This window comes from Sandarakinorhabdus sp. DWP1-3-1, assembly GCF_049896705.1.
In the GTDB taxonomy this organism is placed as follows: domain Bacteria; phylum Pseudomonadota; class Alphaproteobacteria; order Sphingomonadales; family Sphingomonadaceae; genus Sandarakinorhabdus.
Window position 1 is genome coordinate 1,464,178 of the sequence record NZ_JAFCUV010000001.1, and the last position, 17,292, is coordinate 1,481,469.

Below are 17,292 nucleotides of genomic sequence, written 5' to 3' on the forward strand. Positions count from 1 at the left end.
ATCGGTGGGCCGCCAGTCCCTTGCGGACCCGCGACGGCTTTGCGCTTTGCCCGGGCTGGGCTAGGACCGCTGGCGTGGAAGCGCGGGAATGGACCAAAAGGCGGCTGCTGGGCCGGGCGCTCGGCGTCTCGCTGCTGGCCCTGCTGCCGATGGCCGCTGCGGCGCAGCCGGCCGACCTGGCACCGCCCACCGCCGTACCCCTGCCGACCGGGGAACCATCGCTCGACGAATTCGCGCCGCTGCCGGGCAATGTGCCCTGGCCGACCGTGGAGACCACCACCGCCGGCGAGGCCGTGGCCCCCGCCGGCGACGTCCGCTACACCGTGGCCCTGACCGGCCTCGCGGAAACCGGCCTCGACGACGAATGGCGGGCGCTGTCGTCGCTGTGGACGCGCAAGGGGGAAGTGTCCAACCTGGCCCAGATCAACCGCCGCATCGCCGAAGATCGCGACCTGATCGACCAGTTGCTGCGCTCGATCGGCCGCTATGGCGGCAACACCCAGGTCGTCGTAGCGACCCCGACCGACCCTGGGGCGACCACCAGCGTGACGCTGACGGTCGATCCCGGCCCGCAGTACCGCTTCGACAGCGTCATCGTGTCGCCGCCCGCCGATGCCGCCGGCAGCGCCGCGCAGGTGACCGCCGTGGTTACCCCGCTGCTCGGCATTGCCGCCGGCGACCCGATCAATGCCACCCGGGTGACGACAGCGCAGGACACGCTGCCCGCCAAGCTCGCCGACGCCGGCTACCCGTTCCCCGTCATCGGCAAGCCCGACATCGTCGTCGACCATGCCACCCGCACCGCCACACTGGCGCAGACCATCGACCTCGGCGCGCGCGGCGTCTTCGGCAGCCTGCATATCGAGGGCGAAACCCAGAAGTTCGACGACGAGCATCTCGCCGTGCTGGCGCGCTTCAAGCCCGGCCAGCCCTATACCGAGGCCGGCCGCGACGACCTCCGCCGCGCGCTCATCCAGACCGGGCTGTTCGGCGGCGTCATCGTCAAGCCGGTGCCGGGTGGCCGCATCAACGCCGATGGTGCCCAGGTCGTCGACCTGGTCGTCACCACCGAAGCGGCACCGGTGCGCACCGTCGCCGCTACCGGCGGCTATTCGACCGGCCAGGGCCTGCGCGTGGAGGCGAGCTGGACGCACCGTAACCTGTTCCCGCCCGAAGGCGCGTTGACGGTCCGTACGGTCGCCGCCGAGCGCCAGCAGGTGCTCGCCGGCGAGATCCAGCGGCGCAACTGGAAGAAGCGCGACCAGACGCTGTCGCTGCGCATGGGCCTGTCGGCCGAACAGCAGAACGCTTTCGACGCATCGACCTTTGCCATCGGTGGCGCGGTGGCGCGGGAATCGAACATCATCTGGCAAAAGCCGATCACCTATTCGATCGGCGGCGAGCTGCTGGTGACGCGCCAGCGCGATCGATCGGCCCCCAATGACCCCAACAACACCTATTTCATCCTGGCTTTCCCCGGCAACGTGACCTGGGACCAGTCCGACAATCTGCTCGATCCGACCCGCGGTTTCCGGCTGACCGGGCGCGTCTCGCCCGAATTCACCCTCCGCAGCGGCTCCTACCTCAATTATGTGAAGCTGCAGGTCGAAGGCTCTGTCTATCGGCCGCTTGGTGACTCCATCGTTCTGGCCGGGCGCATTCACTTCGGTGGCATCGCCGGTGCCAGCCGCGGCCGCATCGCGCCCGACCGGCGCTTCTATGCCGGCGGCGGCGGCTCGGTGCGCGGCTTCGACTTCCAGGGCGTCGGCCCGCAGAATGCCGACGGCACGCCGACCGGCGGCAACAGCCTGACCGAGGCTTCGGCCGAAGTCCGTTACCGCTTCCAGGCGTTCGGCAACGATCTCGGCGTCGTCGGCTTCGTCGATGCCGGCCAGGTCTATGCCTCGACGCTGCCCAAGCTCGACAGCCTGCGCATCGGCGCCGGCATCGGCCTGCGCTACTACACTGCCTTCGGCCCGGTGCGCATCGACGTGGCGACGCCGGTGACCCGGCGCACCGGCGACCCCCGCGTCGCCTTCTATGTATCGATCGGCCAGGCCTTCTGATGGCCGACGACGCCCCTTTGCGCCGTGCCGGCGGCAACGGCATCGCCCGCATCCTGCTGCTGGTGGTGCTCGTCGTCGTGCTGCTGGCCGGGCTCGTCTATGGCGCGACGCGCTGGATCGACACCGAAAGCGGCCGCGCCTTCATTGTCCGGCAGCTCCCGGGCTACAAGCCGGCGTCGGGCCTGACGATCCGCGCCGGCCGCATCGACGGCTCGCTGTTCGGCCAGGCGACGATCCACGATATCGTCATCGGCGATCCGGCCGGCGCTTTCGCGACGATCCCGCTGCTTTCGATCGACTGGCGGCCGCTTGATCTGGTCCAGAAACGCTTCACCGCTCGCTATCTGCTGGCGCCCGAGGTCCGCATCCTGCGCAAGCCGGCGCTGCGGCCGAGCGGCAGCGACCGCATCCTGCCCGATTTCGACTTCGACATCGCCCGGTTGAAGATCGACCGGCTGGTGCTCGAACCGCCAGTCAGCGGGCGGCTGCGCGTGCTCGGCGTCGGCGGCAGCGCCGATATCCGGGCCGGTCGCGCCCGCTTGCAGCTGGTGGCGCTGACATTGGCCCAGCCCGGGGTGACCGGCGCAGGCGATACGGTCCGGCTGTCGCTGGATTCGGAACCCGATCGCAATGTCTTCGATGTCGATGCCCTGGTCACCGCACCCCTTGGCGGTGCCATCGCCGGGGTCCTCGGCCTTGCCCAGCCGCTCGATATCGCGCTGGGCGGTGATGGCAGCTGGCAGGTCTGGCAGGGCCGGCTCAATGCCCGGCTAGGGGGCACGCCGCTGGCCGATGTCGCCATCACGGCGCGATCGGGGCTGTTCACGGCACGCGGCACGGCCACGCCGGCGCGTCTGCTGCGCGGTGTCGCCGGGCGGCTGGCGGGGCCGGTGCTGAACATCGACGGCAGCGCGCGGGTCGAAGGCAGCAAGGCGCAGCTGGCATTGCGCGCGGTGACCGCTGCGGTGACCGCCGACGCACGCGGCAATATCGATTTCAGCACGGAATCGATCGAGAATGTGGTCGTCAGCGCGCGGCTGCTTGACCCGCGCGCCATCAATCCGGCGGTCTCGGCGCGCAACATGCAGCTGTCCGCAAGGCTCGCCGGCACCTTCGCCGACCCGCTGATCGACTATCGCCTGACCGCCGCCAGCGCCGGCTGGCGCCAGGCCGTCGCCACCGACATCCGCGCCGCCGGCATCGTCCACGGCGGCCGGCGGCCGCTGGTCATCCCGGTCAGCCTGTCGGCGGCGCGCCTGACCGGCCTTGGCGATGTGGCTGCCCCGCTGCTGACCAACATTCGCATCGACGGGCCGCTGACCCTCGCCGGCGGGCGGCTGGTGTCGAAGGCGCTCGCCTTCCGCTCCGATCGGCTGAACGGCACCGCGACTGCCGATGTCATCGACGGCCAGCGCTTCCTGCTGACTGTGAAGGGCGGCCTGCCGCGCTACCTGGTGCAAGGCCTCGGCCTCACCGACATCCTGGCCGACCTGCGCGTCGTGCCGGCGCCGGGTGGTGCGCGTGTCACGGGACGCACCGATATCAGGGTGACGCGCCTCGACAATGGCTTCTTTGCAGCGCTTACCGGCGGCCTGCCGCGCATCGTCGCCGATATCGATGTGCTCGGCGACCTGTCGCTGGCGTTCAGCAATGCCCGGCTGACATCGCCCGGCATTGCGCTGATAGCGGCGGGCACGCGCACGCCGGCGGGGCTGGTGACGGCGCGCGGCAGCGGCAATTCGCGGGATTATGGACCGCTGACGCTGGCGTTGAAGGGGCCGATCAATGCGCCCGTCGTCGATGTCGTGCTGGTCCGGCCCGGCTTCGGCATCGGCCTTGCCAACCTTGCCGCCAATGTGGCGCCGGCGCCGGAAGGCTGGCGCTTTGTCGCCAATGGCGCCTCGACCTACGGCCCGGTCACCGGCCGCGGGCTGATCCGCACCGCGACCTCGCCCGTGACCATCGAGGTCGCGAGTGCGACAATCGCCGGGCTGACCGGCCAGGGCCGCATCGCGCAGACCGCCGCCGGGCCCTTTGCCGGGCGCATCGGCTTTACCGGCCCGGGGCTGGACGGTACCGCGCTGCTGGCCGCCGCCGGTGCCGTGCAGCGGGCCGACATCGACGTTACCGCCGACAATGCCCAGCTGGCACTCGATGTGCCGGTGACGATCGACCGGGGTAGCCTGCGTCTGTCGGTGCTGTTGCCGCCTGGCGGGCCCAGCGCCACCGGCAGCTTCAACGTGGCCGGCATCGAACGCGACGGGCTGCGCATCGACAAGGGTGCCGGCAACATCGCCTATGCCGGCGGCCGCGGCCGCGCCACGGCGACGGTCAGCGGCACCACCAGCGCGAACTTTGCGCTCGACACGTCGGTCGATTTCACGCCGGACCGGGTGACCGTCACCGCCAGCGGCAAACTCGACAACAAACCGGTACGCCTCAGCGGCCCCGCGGTGCTCAGCCGCAGCGCCGCCGGCTGGGCGCTGGCACCGGTCAGCATCGTGACGGCCGATGGCAGCGCCGAATTGTCGGGGCTGTTCGGCGCCCGAAAGGACCTGCATGCGCGTTTCGACAAGGTGTCGCTGGCGCTGCTGACCACCGCCTGGCCGACGCTCGACTTCAGCGGGCGCATTTCGGGCAATGTCGATCTTGCCTTCGATCCCGGCAACGTCCCGTCGGGCACCGCGACGCTGCGGCTCAACAGCCTGTCGCGCGCCGGCCTGGCATCCGCATCGACGCCGATCGACGTCGGCCTCAACGCCGAACTATCTCAGGCCGGCATCATCGCCCGCGCCGTCATCGTCCGCGGCGGCAAGGTCGAGGGGCGCGCCCAGGCCCGGATCGGCCCGATCCAGGGCGGCGCCGGCACGGTCATGGCGCGGCTGCTTGCCAGCCCGGTGTTCGCCCAGGCGCGCTACAATGGCCCGGCGCAGTCGCTGTGGGGGCTTTCGGGGATCGAGGCGCTCGATGTGCGCGGGCCGATTGCCGTCGCGGCCGATGTGCGCGGGCAATTGGGTGACCCGCAGATCACCGGCACGGCCCGGGCAGAGGGCGCGCGGGTCGAATCGACGCTGCTCGGCGCCGTCGTCGACCAGGTCTCGCTCGACAGCCGCTTCACCGCTTCGCGGCTGGAGCTGACGCGCTTTTCGGGCCGGGCCGGGCGCGACGGCACCATCACCGGTACCGGCGGCATCGATCTGTCGGCGGAACGCGCCTTTCCGATGGACATTCGCCTGGCGCTGAAGAACGCCCAGCTGCTCAATCGCGACGATTATACCGGCACCGCCAGCGGCAGCGTTCGCATCGCGACCGACCCTTATGGCGGCGTCGTGTCGGGGAAGCTGACGGTCGAAAAGGCATCGTTCCGGCTCGGCCGGGCCGCGGCGGTGGAGGTACCAGTGCTGCAGGTGACCGAACGCAACACCCGCGTGCTCGGGCGCCGGGCCGCCACCTATCTGCCGCCGCAGCGTTGGCTGCTCAGCCTCGATGTCCGCGGTGACCGGCGGCTCATGGTGTCGGGCATGGGTGTCGAGTCGGAATGGAGCGCCAATGTGAAGATCAAGGGCGGCGCGCGCACGCCGGAGGTCATCGGCCGGGTCGATCTGGTGCGCGGCGACTATGATTTCGCCGGCAAGCGCTTCAACCTGACCAAGGGCGCGCTGCGCTTTGCCGGCGGCTATCCGCCCGATCCGATCATCGATGTGTCGGCGACGAGCACGACGTCGGGCTTCACGGCGCAGCTCGATATCGATGGCACCGCGACACGGCCCGAGATCAAGTTCAGCTCGGTACCGTCGCTGCCCGAGGACGAGGTGCTGAGCCGGGTCTTGTTCGGCAGTTCGGTGACGAACCTGTCGGCACCCGAAGCCATCCAGCTCGCCGGCGCGCTTGCCTCGTTGCGCGGCGGTGGCGGCGGGCTCAACCCGATCAACGCGGTGCGGAAGGGCCTTGGCATCGATCGGCTGCGTATCCTGCCCGCCGATACAGCCAACGGCCGCAAGACCGCGGTGGCGGCGGGCCAGTACATCGGCCGCAATGTCTATGTCGAGCTGGCGACCGATGCCCAGGGCTATACCGCCACCAACATCGAGGTGTCGCTGACGCGCTCGCTGTCGATCCTTTCGGAAGTCGCGACGCTGGGCGGGACGAGCGCCAACCTGCGGTGGAAGCGGGATTATTGAACCGGCGTTGCGCCGGCCCGATCGGCGCCCGGTCAGCGCCCGATCAGGGCCCGCGCCAGCGTATCGGCGACGACATCGGTCGGGGTGGCGCTGCGATCGGCCTGGACGAAGATATCGGCCAACCGTTCCTCGATGCGGGCGATGGCCCGGGCCACCGAGGCGGCGTCGCCCTGCCCCAGATATTCGGCGACGACGTTGATGATGCCGCCGGCATTGATGACGTAATCGGGAGCATAAAGGATGCCGCGCGCGGCGAGGCGCGCGCCATCGGCAGGGGTGGCGAGCTGATTGTTGGCGGCACCTGCGACGACGGCGACCTGGAGGGCGGCGATGGTCGCTTCATCGAGCCCGGCGCCGAGCGCATTGGGGCTGAACACATCGGCCGCGACCCCGGCGATGGCGTCGACGGGTACGGCGGTGGCACCCAGCCGGGCAGCAAAGGCGCGGGCGCGATCGGCGTCGATGTCGGCCAGCGTCAGCACCGCGCCGCCGACCGCCAGCTTTTCGGCGAGCGCTCCGCCGACGCTGCCAAGGCCCTGGATGGCGACATGAACGCCGGCAAAGTCCGATTTGCCGAGCTTGTGTGCCACGGCGGCGCGCATGCCGACGAAGACGCCCTCGGCCGTCAACGGCCCCGGATTGCCGCCGGCCGCGCCACCAGCGACCGGCAGCCCGGTGACATGGCGGGTGCGGCGTGCTGCAATCTGCATGTCGGCGACGGAAATGCCGACGTCCTCCGCGGTGACATAACGCCCGCCAAGGCTGTCGACAGCGGCGCCGAATGCTTCGAGCAGCGCTTCCGACTTGGGTGCCGCGTCGGATCGCAGGATGACCGACTTGCCGCCGCCCATCGGCAGCCCCGCCATGGCGTTCTTGTAGCTCATGCCACGCGACAGGCGCAGCGCGTCGGTGAGCGCCGCCACGTCATCCTCATAGAACCACCAGCGGCAGCCGCCGGCGGCGGGGCCCAGATGAGTCGAGTGCACGGCAATGATGGCGCGCAGCCCGGTGGCGGCATCGTGCACGAAATGCACGGCTTCATGGGCATCGAAATCGGCGGCGTCGAAAAGCATGGCGGTCTCGCGGCTAGAAAATTACGCCATTGCGCAATAAATGAACTCAGCCGCCGGCGAAAGTGTAAATGGCACAGGCGCGCGGACTTGCACGCGGCGGCTGCCTCCGCTATCGGCAGCCGCTCGCGTGGCGACCGTAGCTCAATTGGTTAGAGCGCCGGTTTGTGGTACCGGAGGTTGCGGGTTCAATCCCCGTCGGTCGCCCCAGCGAAACCCCAGTCAGGACGGTGCGGCGCTGCTGCGGGTGATGACCCCGCAGGCGATGCGCGCGCCGCTGTTGCCCGACGGATCGGTGCGGTAATCATCGGGCGCCGCGTGCAGCACGATGGCGGCGCCATCGGCATCGAGCAGCGGCGCATCGCCGTCGGCCAGCCGCAGTCCGGGCCGCATGGCGTCGAGCGTGCCGCGGCGATCGGCGCCGACGGTGATGTTGGGCAGGTCACCGGCATGTTCGCCGGCGGGGTTCATGTTGCCGTGCTGCTTCATCGCCGGGTTGAAATGACCGCCGGCGGTGGTGAAGGCGGGGCCTTCGCACTTGCCGACGGCGTGCAGATGAATGGCATAGTTGCCGGCCGGCAGGCCGGTCATCGCCGCAGTCACCTTCACCCCGTCGGACTCCTGCGCCAGCGTCGCCGTACCAAGCTGCTCCCCGCCCGGCCCAAGCAGCTGGGTATTGATCATCAGCCGCGGCGCGGCGCCGCCCATGCGGCCCATCGATTCGCCCTGCGCGCCGCACGCGGCAAGGACCGGCATCATCAACAACGGCAACAGTGGCAGCAGGCGCATTTTCGTCTCCCATGGCAGCATCATGCGAGGCCGTAATGCGCGACCAGACGATCGAGTGCCAGCTTGAGTACAAGTTTTCCGGCGCGATTGGGCCAGCCCAGCGCCCGCTCGGCGGTTTCGAGCCCCTCCCCGAGGCAGATCACGCGCCACAGGACATCGGTCAGCCCGGGTCCGACGGCGGTGACCGCCGCATCGAACCGCTGCCGGGCACTGATCTGTGCCGTCGTCGGATCATGGCCGGCACCGCCACCGTGGCCACCCGGAGCCGGATCCCAGCGCATGGTGACGCGCGGTGCACGGCCGGCGACCATGAAATCGTGGCGCAGCCGCTCGCTGGCGGCGAACTGGGCCGGCGTGACCATGCCGCGCCGGACCAGCCAGGCAAGGGGCGATTCGGCCAGGTTCACGGTAACATCCAGCCGGTCGATGGCATCACCAGGGGCGAGTCGGCGCTGGGCCAACATCCGGTTCATCGTCGGCGGCGCAACGTCGGTGGGCTGCTTGACGGTCTTTTGAGCCTTCATGGTTCGTGATCCTCCTTCTGCGCACGGGCATCGCACACGGAAAGTCTTGCCACGAATTGCAAAGTGTAGGACAGAGAGAACCTGAACGGTTCAAATAGATAGAGGCGACGATGCTCACGCGTATCCGTGAAGTGCGCAAGGCCAAGGGGCTGACGCTCCACGATGTGGCTGCGCGCTGCACGCCGCCGACGACGGCGCAGACCATCGGGCGCCTGGAAACCGGCACCCGCACGGTGTCGGTCGGCTGGCTGAACCGCATCGCGGCCGCCCTCGGGGTCGAAGCGGCCGACCTGGTGACGCTGCCCGATCGCTTCGAGCTGCCGGTGGCGGCATTGATCAGTGCCGACGGTGCCGCGGCGCCGCGCAAGCCGATCACGCTGCTGCCGCCGACGCCGGCCAGCACGATGGTCGGCATCATCGTCGAGGTCACCCAGGGCGATTATCGCGCCGGCGACGCGCTATGGGCCGAACGTCTGGAGCCAGAGACATTTGGTCGGGCGATCAACCGCGATGTGCTGGTGCCGCGCCCGGTGGGACGTTTTGCCTTCGGCCGGCTGGTGGCCACCGAAGGCGGCCGGGTGCAATTGCTGCCGGCGGCATCGGGGGCGCGGCAACTGGTGCTCGATGCGCCGTGGATCGCCGTCGTGCGCCAGCTGGTGCGGTCGCTTTAGCTACTGTTTGGCGAACAGGTTGGCGGGGTTGCGCATTGCCTTGAACTCGAGCGCGTTGCCGGCCGGATCGAATAGGAAAAAGGTGCCTTGCTCCCCCGGCTTGCCGGCAAAGCGCACATGCGGCGGCAATTCGAATGCGGTGCCACTGGCGGCGATGCGGTCGCCAAGCGCCTGCCAGTCGTCCCAGGCCAGCACGAGGCCGAAATGCGGGACCGGCACGGCGTCTCCGTCGACGGGATTGCGCACGATGGCGGCGCGCGGCGCACGGTGGATGACCAGCTGATGCCCCTGGAAATCGAAATCGACCCAGGTTTCGGACGATCGCCCCTCGGCACAGCCGAGCACCTCGCCATAAAAATGCCGCGCGGCGGCAAGGTCGTCGACGGGAATGGCGAGGTGAAACGGTGCGATCATGCACTCTCCTGGGACAGAGCCGCGATGCGGGCAGCGATGTGGCGTGAGGCGATGATGATGGCCTCTCCCGGCGTGCCGGTGAACAGCGCCGGCACCGTGCCGCCGGTATCGCCGCTGAACGGTGGCAGCGGTGCCCCTTCGACGGCATGGGACGGATCGAGCAGCCACGACATTGATGCCATCAGCCGCGACGTCGCGGCCAGGCTCTCGGTGGCGACGAGCGCCTGGTTGTCCGGGGACAGGCCAGCCCGCCAGCGGGCACCCGGGCCGTCGAACCAGCCCCGCGCCCGGTCGGCGACCGTCACGGCTTCGCGATACAGCCTTTCGAGTTCCTGGCGCCTTGGCTCGACCATAGCGGCGTTCTGCCCGACGCCACGATATCGCGCTACCCCCTTGAACTCCGCCTCGGCGATTCCGAAATCCCTGCTGTCGCCATCGCCGAACGGGATGGCGGCGACTCCGGCCCTACGGGCGGAGCAATTTGGCAACTCGCTTGTGAAAGGACATGCCATGCGTGCATTCGACATCTCTCCGCTGCTGCGTTCGTCGATCGGCTATGAAAACCTCAACCGCCTCGTCGAATTTGCCGGCCGCGTCGATGGCGGCGAAACCGCCTATCCCCCGTACAATATCGAAAAGCTGGGCGACGGCGCCTATCGCATCGCGATGGCCGTTGCCGGGTTCGGCCAGGACGAGCTCGACCTGACCGTTCAGGAGAACACCCTGATCGTCACCGGTATCGCCAAGGCGGAAGCCGAGGCCGACGAGCGCACGTTCCTGCATCGCGGCATCGCCAAGCGCGCGTTCGAGCGCCGGTTCCAGCTCGCCGACACCATCAAGGTGACGGGTGCCAGCTATGAGCACGGCCTGCTCAACATCGAGCTGGTGCGCGAAATCCCCGAGCACAAGAAGCCGCGCAAGGTCGAAATCGGTGCACCGGTGGATGCCACCCCGCGCGTCGACCTGGCCCCGTCGCAGGTGACGCAGCTCGCCGCCGAATAACGGCATCCGGCGGCCAGACGTGAGGCCCCCTTCCCGCCGGAAGGGGGCCTTTTTCTTACCCCGAAGCCGTCTTGCCGCGCACGACACGGAAGCGCTGCAGCTGCGTCGCCGGCTCGGTCCAGGTGGGATCCAGCTGTGCCGCGCGGCTGTAGTCCTCATAGGCGGCGCGGGCACGGCCGAGCTGTTCGTTGGCGACGGCGCGGGAGTAATAGACCAGCGCCGGTCGCGCCGGGTTGCGTTCCAGCGCCGCGTTGAGCACGGCGATTGCCTCCGCGTCGCGCTCGCCCATGTTGACCAGCGCTATGCCCTTGTTGACATAGGCCTCGGGTACCTCGGGCCGGCTGCCAATGGAGGCGTCGAAATCGGCGATCGCGGCGGGCAGATTGTTCAGGTGCATATGGACGATACCGCGGTTGATCAACGTCGCAGCCCGGTCCCCCGCCGACAGCGCTGCATCGCCGAGCGCGGCATTGCACGGCTGGAGCGCCCGGCGTGGCGCCGGGGTGCGCTGTGCCGCCGCCAGGCACCGGCCGGCGTTGACAGCGCCGTTCGGCCCGCCGGTTGCGGTCATGGTCATGCATCCCGAAAGCAACAGCATCGCCGCCAGCGCCGCAACGCCCCGAGCACTGTTAAAATCCCCACGAATCATGGTGTGTTCTACCACCGAGTCGATCGACACGGAACGATCAGGCAATGATGTCGGGGATCAGCATGTCCTCGAGCATGGCGATTTCATCCCGCAGCCGCAGCTTGCGCTTCTTGAAGCGTTGCAACTGGATCATGTCGACCGTCGGCATCAGGCGCAAAGCCTCGATTGCGGTGTCCAGATCCCGGTGGTCGCGCCGCGCGATCTCGATACGCGCCCGGATTTCCTGCTCCTCCAAGTCGCCGGCCTCCTGTGCTGCCCCGAGTCGTCTTCGCTGTATCGAAAGACGGTTTAACCACTGGTTTCGACGCTGCCCAGCCACACCATATCTGGCGGTAGATGCCGCCCCGACGCAACTAGATACCGCCCCGCCCCGACGCCCGAATCAAGCTTGGACAACCCCTGCCGTCTATGTTTCTATTGCCGTCCCTTCCCCAAGGGCACCGGCAAAATGTCCGGTAACTTCAACGGGAGAACATGATGGCCAATGCCCATCTCGCCAGCCTCAACGCCCGCCATGCCGCGCTCGACGCGTCGGTCGACGCCGAAACGCGCCGCCCCCTGCCCGACCAGGTCCGGCTGGCGCGGTTGAAGCGGGAGAAGCTGAAGCTGAAGGAAGAGATTGAGCGGTTGCATTAGGCAAGGCGCGGCCGCGCGGCCAGCGGGGCGGCCGGTCCTCCGCCGGCCGAACCCGTCTGCGTCACGACGCGGTTTTGCCGCGGCGGCTTGGGCGCTCAAGGATTTAGGCAGAAGCAAGAGCGTCGTGGCAAAGCCACGCCGTGACGTCGGACGGGTTCGCCGCGGGAAGGCGGCGGCGCCCCGCCGGCCGAGCTTGCGCCTGTCGGCGCGCAACGCACCGATCGCTACGCAATCGGCGGCGTTACGCTCCGCGGCGCTTCACTCATCCCTCGTTATCTTCTCATCCCGCTCATGCCGCTCCTGCGCCTCCAGCGTCATCGTGGCGATCGGCCGGGCTTCCAGGCGCTGCAGGGAAATCGGCTCGCCGGTGACTTCGCAATAGCCATAGTCGCCGGTTTCGATGCGGCGGAGCGCGGAGTCGATCTTGGAGATGACCTTGCGCTGGCGGTCGCGGGTGCGCAGTTCGATGCCCCAGTCGGTCTCGCTCGAGGCGCGATCGTTGACATCGGGCTCCCGCATCGGCTCGGCCTTCAGGGTTTCGAGCGTGCCGGCGGCTTCCCGCAGGATCGAATCCTTCCAATCGAGCAACTTGCGCCGGAAGTAGGCGAGCTGGCGCGGGTTCATGAAAGCTTCGTCCGCGCTGGGACGATAGCCGAGCGGCAGGACAACATCGCTGGCGCCGGCGATATCGCCCGCGGCCTCGCTGTCATTGGTGTCCCGCACTGGTGCCGACGAATCCATTCAAACGACTCCACCCTACGGTCGCTCAGGTGCCGCCGACCCCCCGGCCAGCACCGCGGCAAGACCGATCCGGCTGTCCAGAAGCGGACACCCGTTCCCCGGCCCGGCTCATAGCGATGGCGGCGACGGCGGGCAAGCGGGCAACGGGTGGGAAAGCGTACGAAATATTGAGGTTACGACGCTGTATCGGGGTCAGCCCTTGGCGATGCTGTCGAGGCGTGCCTGCAGCGCGGCGAGCTGTGCCTTGAGCGCGGTCATCTCGTCGTCACGGCCGGCGACAGACGCGGCGGGGGCAGGACCTGCCATCGGCTTGCCCTTAGCTGCCACGCCGCGGCCACCAGTCAGCATCTCGGTGGCGGCATGAAACAGCGCCATGTTCTGCTTGGCGAGCTGTTCGAAGGGTTTCAGCGCGGCATCGCGGAACTTGTTCTGGTTCTCGGCAAAGGCCGCCATAGACGCTTCGAGGTAATGCGGCACCATCGACTGCATGGAATCGCCGTACATGGCGATGATCTGGCGCAGGAACGGCACCGGCAACATGGTCTGGCCGGTCGATTCCTCCTCCATGACGATCTGCGTCAGCACCGACCGGGTAATGTCTTCCCCGCTGCGGGCATCGAAAACCTGGAAGTCGCGGCCCTCGCGGGTCATCGTCGCGAGATGTTCCAGCGTGATATAGCTGCTCGTTTCGGTGTTATACAGCCGACGGTTGGCGTATTTCTTGATGACCACCGGCTCCTTGGGGTCATGCGAACGGGGAGCATCGGCCATGGGATTTCCTGAAGGCAGCGAAAGCATGGGCCTATCACAGAGTGATGTTGCGCCGCAACACGGCGCAGCAGAGGGCGCGGAATCGCTGCAGCATGCCGGCGCCGGCGGCCGGGCGCGCGGTCCGCATCCGCTGCCGTTGTTCCTTGCCCATGCCACGCGGGCCTGTGCCGGTGATCGGGAGCGGCTGGCGCGCATTCTGGCGGGGCTGCGACGCTATCAGGAGGCGCCACCGGCGCCGGCGCGGGCACTGCGGGCGGTCGTGGCGCAGACCGGCAACGTGACGTTGCGAGGCCATGGCGGGGCCGGGCGCGACCATGGCAGCGCCGGGCCGGTCGTGGTGGTGGTGCCGTCGCTGATCAACCCGCCCTCGGTGCTCGACCTGGCGCCCGGCAACTCGCTGCTCGACGGGCTGGCGGCGCGCGGCCTGCAGGTGTTTTCGGTGGATTGGGGCGTGACCGAGCCGCTGGGACTGGCGGAACTCGTCGAAGATCGGCTGGTCCCGCTGCTGGCCGGGCTGGGTGCGCCGGTGTCATTGGCCGGCTATTGCCTGGGCGGTACGCTCGCGGTGGCGGCGGCGGCGCTGCTCGGCGACCGGGTGCGGCGGCTGGCGCTGCTGGCGACGCCCTGGCATTTCGGCGGCTATGAGGCCGCGGCGCGCGCGGCGATGGCCGATTGGTGGGCCGGCGCCGGGCCACTGGCGACGGGTCTGGGGGCGTTGCCGATGGAGTTGCTGCAGCCGGCATTCTGGGAACTGGACAGTGCGGCGCTGGCGGCGAAGTACGAAAGGTTCGCGGACCTGCCCGACGGCCCAGCCGCCGACGCCTTTGTGACGCTGGAAGACTGGTCGAACACCGGCCAGCCGCTATCACTGGCGGCGGCGCGGGGGCTGGCCGAGGACCTGTTCCGCGACGACCGGCCGGGCCGCGGCGCCTGGTGCGTCGGTGGCGCCGGCGTCGATGCCGCGGCGCTGCGCCTGCCGATCCTCGACATCATCGCGGGTCGCGACCGCATCGTGCCGCCGGGCGCGGCGCTGTCGATGTGCGGGATCGGCACCGCCCTGCCGCTCGATGCCGGCCATGTCGGCATGGTGGTCGGGGGCCGGGCGCCGCAGATCCTGTGGGATCCGCTGGCACGGTGGTTGCGGGAATAGGCCGCCCGGTCGCTTTGGCGGCGCGGTTTTGTCACGGCGCCGCGGTTTGCCGGGCCGGTTTCGCGATGGTAATTCTGCGCCTGCTACCAACGGTCAGGGAAAACCGTGATGCTGCCGGTCGTGATGGTTCTGCTGCAGGCCGCAACGCCGCCGCCCGGCGCGGTGATCGCCGACGATGGCACCATCACGGTGACGGCGACGCGGCTGTCGGACCTGGCCGCCGCAGCGGCGGCCTGTGTGGCGAGACCCTGCCCGACGCGTCAGGATGCGGCGGTTTCGGTCGCCTATGCATCGGCGCTGTTCGACGAGGGCCGCTATCACGAGGCCAAGCAGACGCTCGGCGCGGCGGTATCACGGGTCAAGCGCGCCGCCACGCAGGAGCCGATCGCCGTTGCGCAGGTCTATACCGCCCAGGCAACGCTGTCGGCGCACGAGGGTGACCAGCGCATCACCGAGCGCGCGACCAATGCAGGTTACCTGGTGCTGCGCGACGGGCTGGGGCGGACGGCGCTGCCGACGCTGAGCGCCGCCTATCGCCGGGCCGTATGGGAGGTCCGTGTCGGCCGCGCCGCGATGGCGGAGCGTCATCTGGCGGAGATTGCCGAGACGGCCGCCGCGGCCGGCCATGCCGAGCTGGCGGATGCAGCGGTGCTGCAACGGGCGCAGGTGCTGGCGTGGCTGAAGCGTCGGCCCGCGGCCTTTGCGTTGCTCGACAGCCTGGCGGCGCGCCCGGTGGCACCGGGGCGGACCGCGGGCGATGCGGCGCAGGTGCAGCGCGCGGCGCTGGCGACAGCGGTGCGGCTGGCGACCGATGCCGGGGACGAGGCGCTGGCCGGGCGCTATCTGGCGCAATTCGAGACCATTCCCGACGGCGATGTGCCGCAATTGCTGTCGCAGACCGAACAGCCGAAGCCCGGGCGCGGCGACACCGATGACCCCAGCGACCCCATCGGGCAGGATCGCGGTGCCAATGGCGCAGCGCTGACCGGGTTGCGCTGGGCCGACATCGGCTATTGGATCAGGCCCGACGGCAGCGTCGACGACATCAGCGTGCTGCGCGGCTCGCGCACCCGCGCATGGACCGCGCCGCTGACGCGCTGGATCGCGGCGCGGCGCTATACGCCCAGCCGCGGCAAGACCGGGCATTACCGCATCGAACGCTATTCGCTGACGGCGGATTATCGGACTCCGGTGGGCAGCCTGATCCGGCGGCGGGCCGGGAACCCGCGTTACGAGGTGATGCCGATGGGCGAAGTGCCCGCCGGCGCGCAATGACGGGGCGATAATCGGCGCGCATCTGGCGTTTTGCGAGCACTGGTCCTAGCGTCCGCGCCAGTCGAATCGCACAATGTTCGAGGATCGCGCCATGACCGGAACCGTAATCACCGCCGCCCGCCGTACCGCCGTCGGCAGTTTCATGGGGGCGTTCGGCAGCACCCCGGCGCATGAACTGGGCAAGGCGGCGATCATGGCGGCGATGGCCGATGCCGGCGTGGATGCCGGGGAGATCGACGAGGTCATCCTGGGCCAGGTGCTGACCGCCGGCCAGGGCCAGAACCCGGCGCGCCAGGCCGCGATGGCGGCGGGAATCGCGCAGGAAACCCCGGCCTGGGGGGTCAACCAGGTCTGCGGATCGGGGTTGCGCGCGGTGGCGCTGGCGAGCCAGGCCATCCAGTCCGGCGATGCCCGCATCATGATCGCCGGCGGCCAGGAATCGATGAGCCTGAGCCCGCATGCCCAGGCGTTACGCGCCGGCACCAAGATGGGCGCGCTGGAGCTGGTCGACACGATGATCAAGGACGGGTTGTGGGACGCCTTCAACGGCTATCACATGGGCATCACCGCCGAAAATGTGGCGGAACGCTATCAGATCGGGCGCGCCGCGCAGGACGAATTCGCCGTTGCGAGCCAGAACAAGGCGAGCGCGGCGCGGGCGGAAGGGCGCTTCAAGGGCCAGATCGCCCCGGTGACGATCAAGGGCCGCAAGGGCGACACGGTCGTCGATACCGACGAATATATCCGTGACGGCGTGACGATCGACAGCATTTCGGGGCTGCGCGGCGCCTTCAAGAAGGACGGCAGCGTGACGGCGGCCAATGCATCGGGCCTCAACGACGGCGCCGCGGCACTGGTGGTGATGAGCGAGGCCGAGGCCAGCCGGCGCAACAGCCCGGTGATCGCGCGCATCGCCAGCTGGGCATCGGTGGGCGTCGACCCCGCTGTCATGGGCATCGGCCCGGTGCCGGCATCGAAGAAGGCGCTGGAAAAGGCCGGCTGGACGGTCGCCGACCTCGACCTGATCGAGGCCAACGAGGCATTCGCGGCGCAGGCACTGGCCGTCGGGCAGGAATTGGGGCTGGACCCGACCAAGGTCAACGTCAACGGCGGCGCTATTGCCATCGGCCATCCGATCGGTGCGTCGGGGGCGCGGGTGCTGACGACGTTGCTGCACGAGATGGTGCGGCGGGATGTGAAGCGCGGGCTGGCGACGCTGTGCATCGGCGGCGGCATGGGGATTGCGATTTGTGTGGAGCGCTGAGCGCGGCGGTGCGTAGCGAGGGAATTGCGCAGCAATTGCCGACCAGCGCACCGACTCGCGCCAGCGCGGCCAGCGGGGCGGCGGCGCAC

Annotated in this window: 17 protein-coding genes and 1 tRNA gene; 9 read left to right on the forward strand and 9 right to left on the reverse strand. The window is 69.2% G+C overall.

The features are described 5' to 3' along the window. Positions 1-74: 74 nt before the first annotated feature. The gene (locus ACP7AI_RS07180; RefSeq protein ID WP_426165587.1) at positions 75-2,066 is read left to right on the forward strand and encodes an autotransporter assembly complex protein TamA; all 1,992 of its coding nucleotides are present in this window, start codon (positions 75-77) and stop codon (positions 2,064-2,066) included. Further along, positions 2,066-6,247, forward strand: a complete 4,182-nt coding sequence (locus tag ACP7AI_RS07185) for a translocation/assembly module TamB domain-containing protein (RefSeq protein WP_426165589.1) — start codon at positions 2,066-2,068, stop codon at positions 6,245-6,247. The genes ACP7AI_RS07180 and ACP7AI_RS07185 overlap by 1 nt, the downstream gene beginning before the upstream one ends. Before the next feature lie 32 nt (positions 6,248-6,279). On the opposite strand, the gene ACP7AI_RS07190 is transcribed toward ACP7AI_RS07185, so the two are convergent. After that, the gene (locus tag ACP7AI_RS07190; RefSeq protein WP_426165591.1) at positions 6,280-7,320 is read right to left on the reverse strand and encodes a Leu/Phe/Val dehydrogenase; all 1,041 of its coding nucleotides are present in this window, start codon (positions 7,318-7,320) and stop codon (positions 6,280-6,282) included. A 130-nt stretch (positions 7,321-7,450) separates the two neighbouring features. On the opposite strand from ACP7AI_RS07190, the gene ACP7AI_RS07195 reads away from it, so the two are divergent. Next, positions 7,451-7,527 (forward strand) — tRNA-His (locus ACP7AI_RS07195). Positions 7,528-7,539: 12 nt separating this feature from the next. On the opposite strand, the gene ACP7AI_RS07200 is transcribed toward ACP7AI_RS07195, so the two are convergent. Then, positions 7,540-8,130 carry a superoxide dismutase family protein gene (locus tag ACP7AI_RS07200; protein WP_426165593.1) on the reverse strand — a complete coding sequence of 197 codons (591 nt, stop codon included), beginning with the start codon at positions 8,128-8,130 and terminating at the stop codon, positions 7,540-7,542. Beyond that, on the reverse strand, positions 8,127-8,579 hold the full coding sequence (locus ACP7AI_RS07205; RefSeq protein ID WP_426166574.1) for a DUF6456 domain-containing protein: 453 nt from the start codon (positions 8,577-8,579) through the stop codon (positions 8,127-8,129). Before ACP7AI_RS07205 ends, ACP7AI_RS07200 begins: the two co-directional genes overlap by 4 nt. Positions 8,580-8,740: 161 nt before the next feature. Between ACP7AI_RS07205 and ACP7AI_RS07210 the strand changes: the two genes are divergently transcribed. After that, positions 8,741-9,301: a helix-turn-helix domain-containing protein gene (locus ACP7AI_RS07210; protein WP_426165595.1), complete on the forward strand. Its 561-nt coding sequence runs from the start codon at positions 8,741-8,743 to the stop codon at positions 9,299-9,301. Here the strand turns inward: ACP7AI_RS07210 and ACP7AI_RS07215 are convergent, their stop codons facing one another. Next, positions 9,302-9,715, reverse strand: a complete 414-nt coding sequence (locus ACP7AI_RS07215) for a VOC family protein (RefSeq protein ID WP_426165597.1) — start codon at positions 9,713-9,715, stop codon at positions 9,302-9,304. Then, complete coding sequence (locus ACP7AI_RS07220) at positions 9,712-10,068, reverse strand: DUF1465 family protein (RefSeq protein ID WP_426165599.1); 357 nt, start codon at positions 10,066-10,068, stop codon at positions 9,712-9,714. The genes ACP7AI_RS07215 and ACP7AI_RS07220 overlap by 4 nt, the downstream gene beginning before the upstream one ends. 157 nt (positions 10,069-10,225) lie before the next feature. On the opposite strand from ACP7AI_RS07220, the gene ACP7AI_RS07225 reads away from it, so the two are divergent. Beyond that, positions 10,226-10,717, forward strand: coding sequence for an Hsp20 family protein (locus ACP7AI_RS07225; RefSeq protein ID WP_426165601.1), 492 nt, complete (start codon positions 10,226-10,228; stop codon positions 10,715-10,717). A gap of 55 nt (positions 10,718-10,772) precedes the next feature. Here ACP7AI_RS07225 and ACP7AI_RS07230 read toward each other — a convergent pair whose 3' ends face one another. After that, entirely contained in the window at positions 10,773-11,294 is a 522-nt protein-coding gene (locus ACP7AI_RS07230; protein ID WP_426165603.1) for a tetratricopeptide repeat protein, read from the reverse strand. A gap of 109 nt (positions 11,295-11,403) precedes the next feature. Then, positions 11,404-11,601 (reverse strand): YdcH family protein, encoded by a 198-nt coding sequence (locus ACP7AI_RS07235; protein WP_426165605.1) that lies wholly within the window; start codon positions 11,599-11,601, stop codon positions 11,404-11,406. A 242-nt stretch (positions 11,602-11,843) separates the two neighbouring features. On the opposite strand from ACP7AI_RS07235, the gene ACP7AI_RS07240 reads away from it, so the two are divergent. Beyond that, positions 11,844-12,002, forward strand: a complete 159-nt coding sequence (locus ACP7AI_RS07240) for a YdcH family protein (protein ID WP_426165607.1) — start codon at positions 11,844-11,846, stop codon at positions 12,000-12,002. 258 nt (positions 12,003-12,260) lie between these two features. Here the strand turns inward: ACP7AI_RS07240 and dksA are convergent, their stop codons facing one another. Then, positions 12,261-12,743, reverse strand: coding sequence for an RNA polymerase-binding protein DksA (dksA, locus tag ACP7AI_RS07245; RefSeq protein WP_426165609.1), 483 nt, complete (start codon positions 12,741-12,743; stop codon positions 12,261-12,263). Positions 12,744-12,935: 192 nt separating this feature from the next. Continuing rightward, positions 12,936-13,514, reverse strand: a complete 579-nt coding sequence (gene phaR, locus ACP7AI_RS07250) for a polyhydroxyalkanoate synthesis repressor PhaR (protein WP_426165611.1) — start codon at positions 13,512-13,514, stop codon at positions 12,936-12,938. On the opposite strand from phaR, the gene ACP7AI_RS07255 reads away from it, so the two are divergent. The 3 genes from ACP7AI_RS07255 (at position 13,513) to ACP7AI_RS07265 (ending at position 17,203) form a co-directional block, all read left to right on the forward strand. Beyond that, positions 13,513-14,664, forward strand: a complete 1,152-nt coding sequence (locus ACP7AI_RS07255) for an alpha/beta fold hydrolase (RefSeq protein ID WP_426165613.1) — start codon at positions 13,513-13,515, stop codon at positions 14,662-14,664. The two genes, phaR and ACP7AI_RS07255, sit on opposite strands and share 2 nt — an antisense overlap. Before the next feature lie 105 nt (positions 14,665-14,769). Next, entirely contained in the window at positions 14,770-15,939 is a 1,170-nt protein-coding gene (locus ACP7AI_RS07260; protein WP_426165615.1) for a hypothetical protein, read from the forward strand. 91 nt (positions 15,940-16,030) lie between these two features. After that, the gene (locus tag ACP7AI_RS07265) at positions 16,031-17,203 is read left to right on the forward strand and encodes an acetyl-CoA C-acetyltransferase (RefSeq protein ID WP_426165617.1); all 1,173 of its coding nucleotides are present in this window, start codon (positions 16,031-16,033) and stop codon (positions 17,201-17,203) included. The last annotated feature ends 89 nt before the right edge of the window (positions 17,204-17,292 follow it).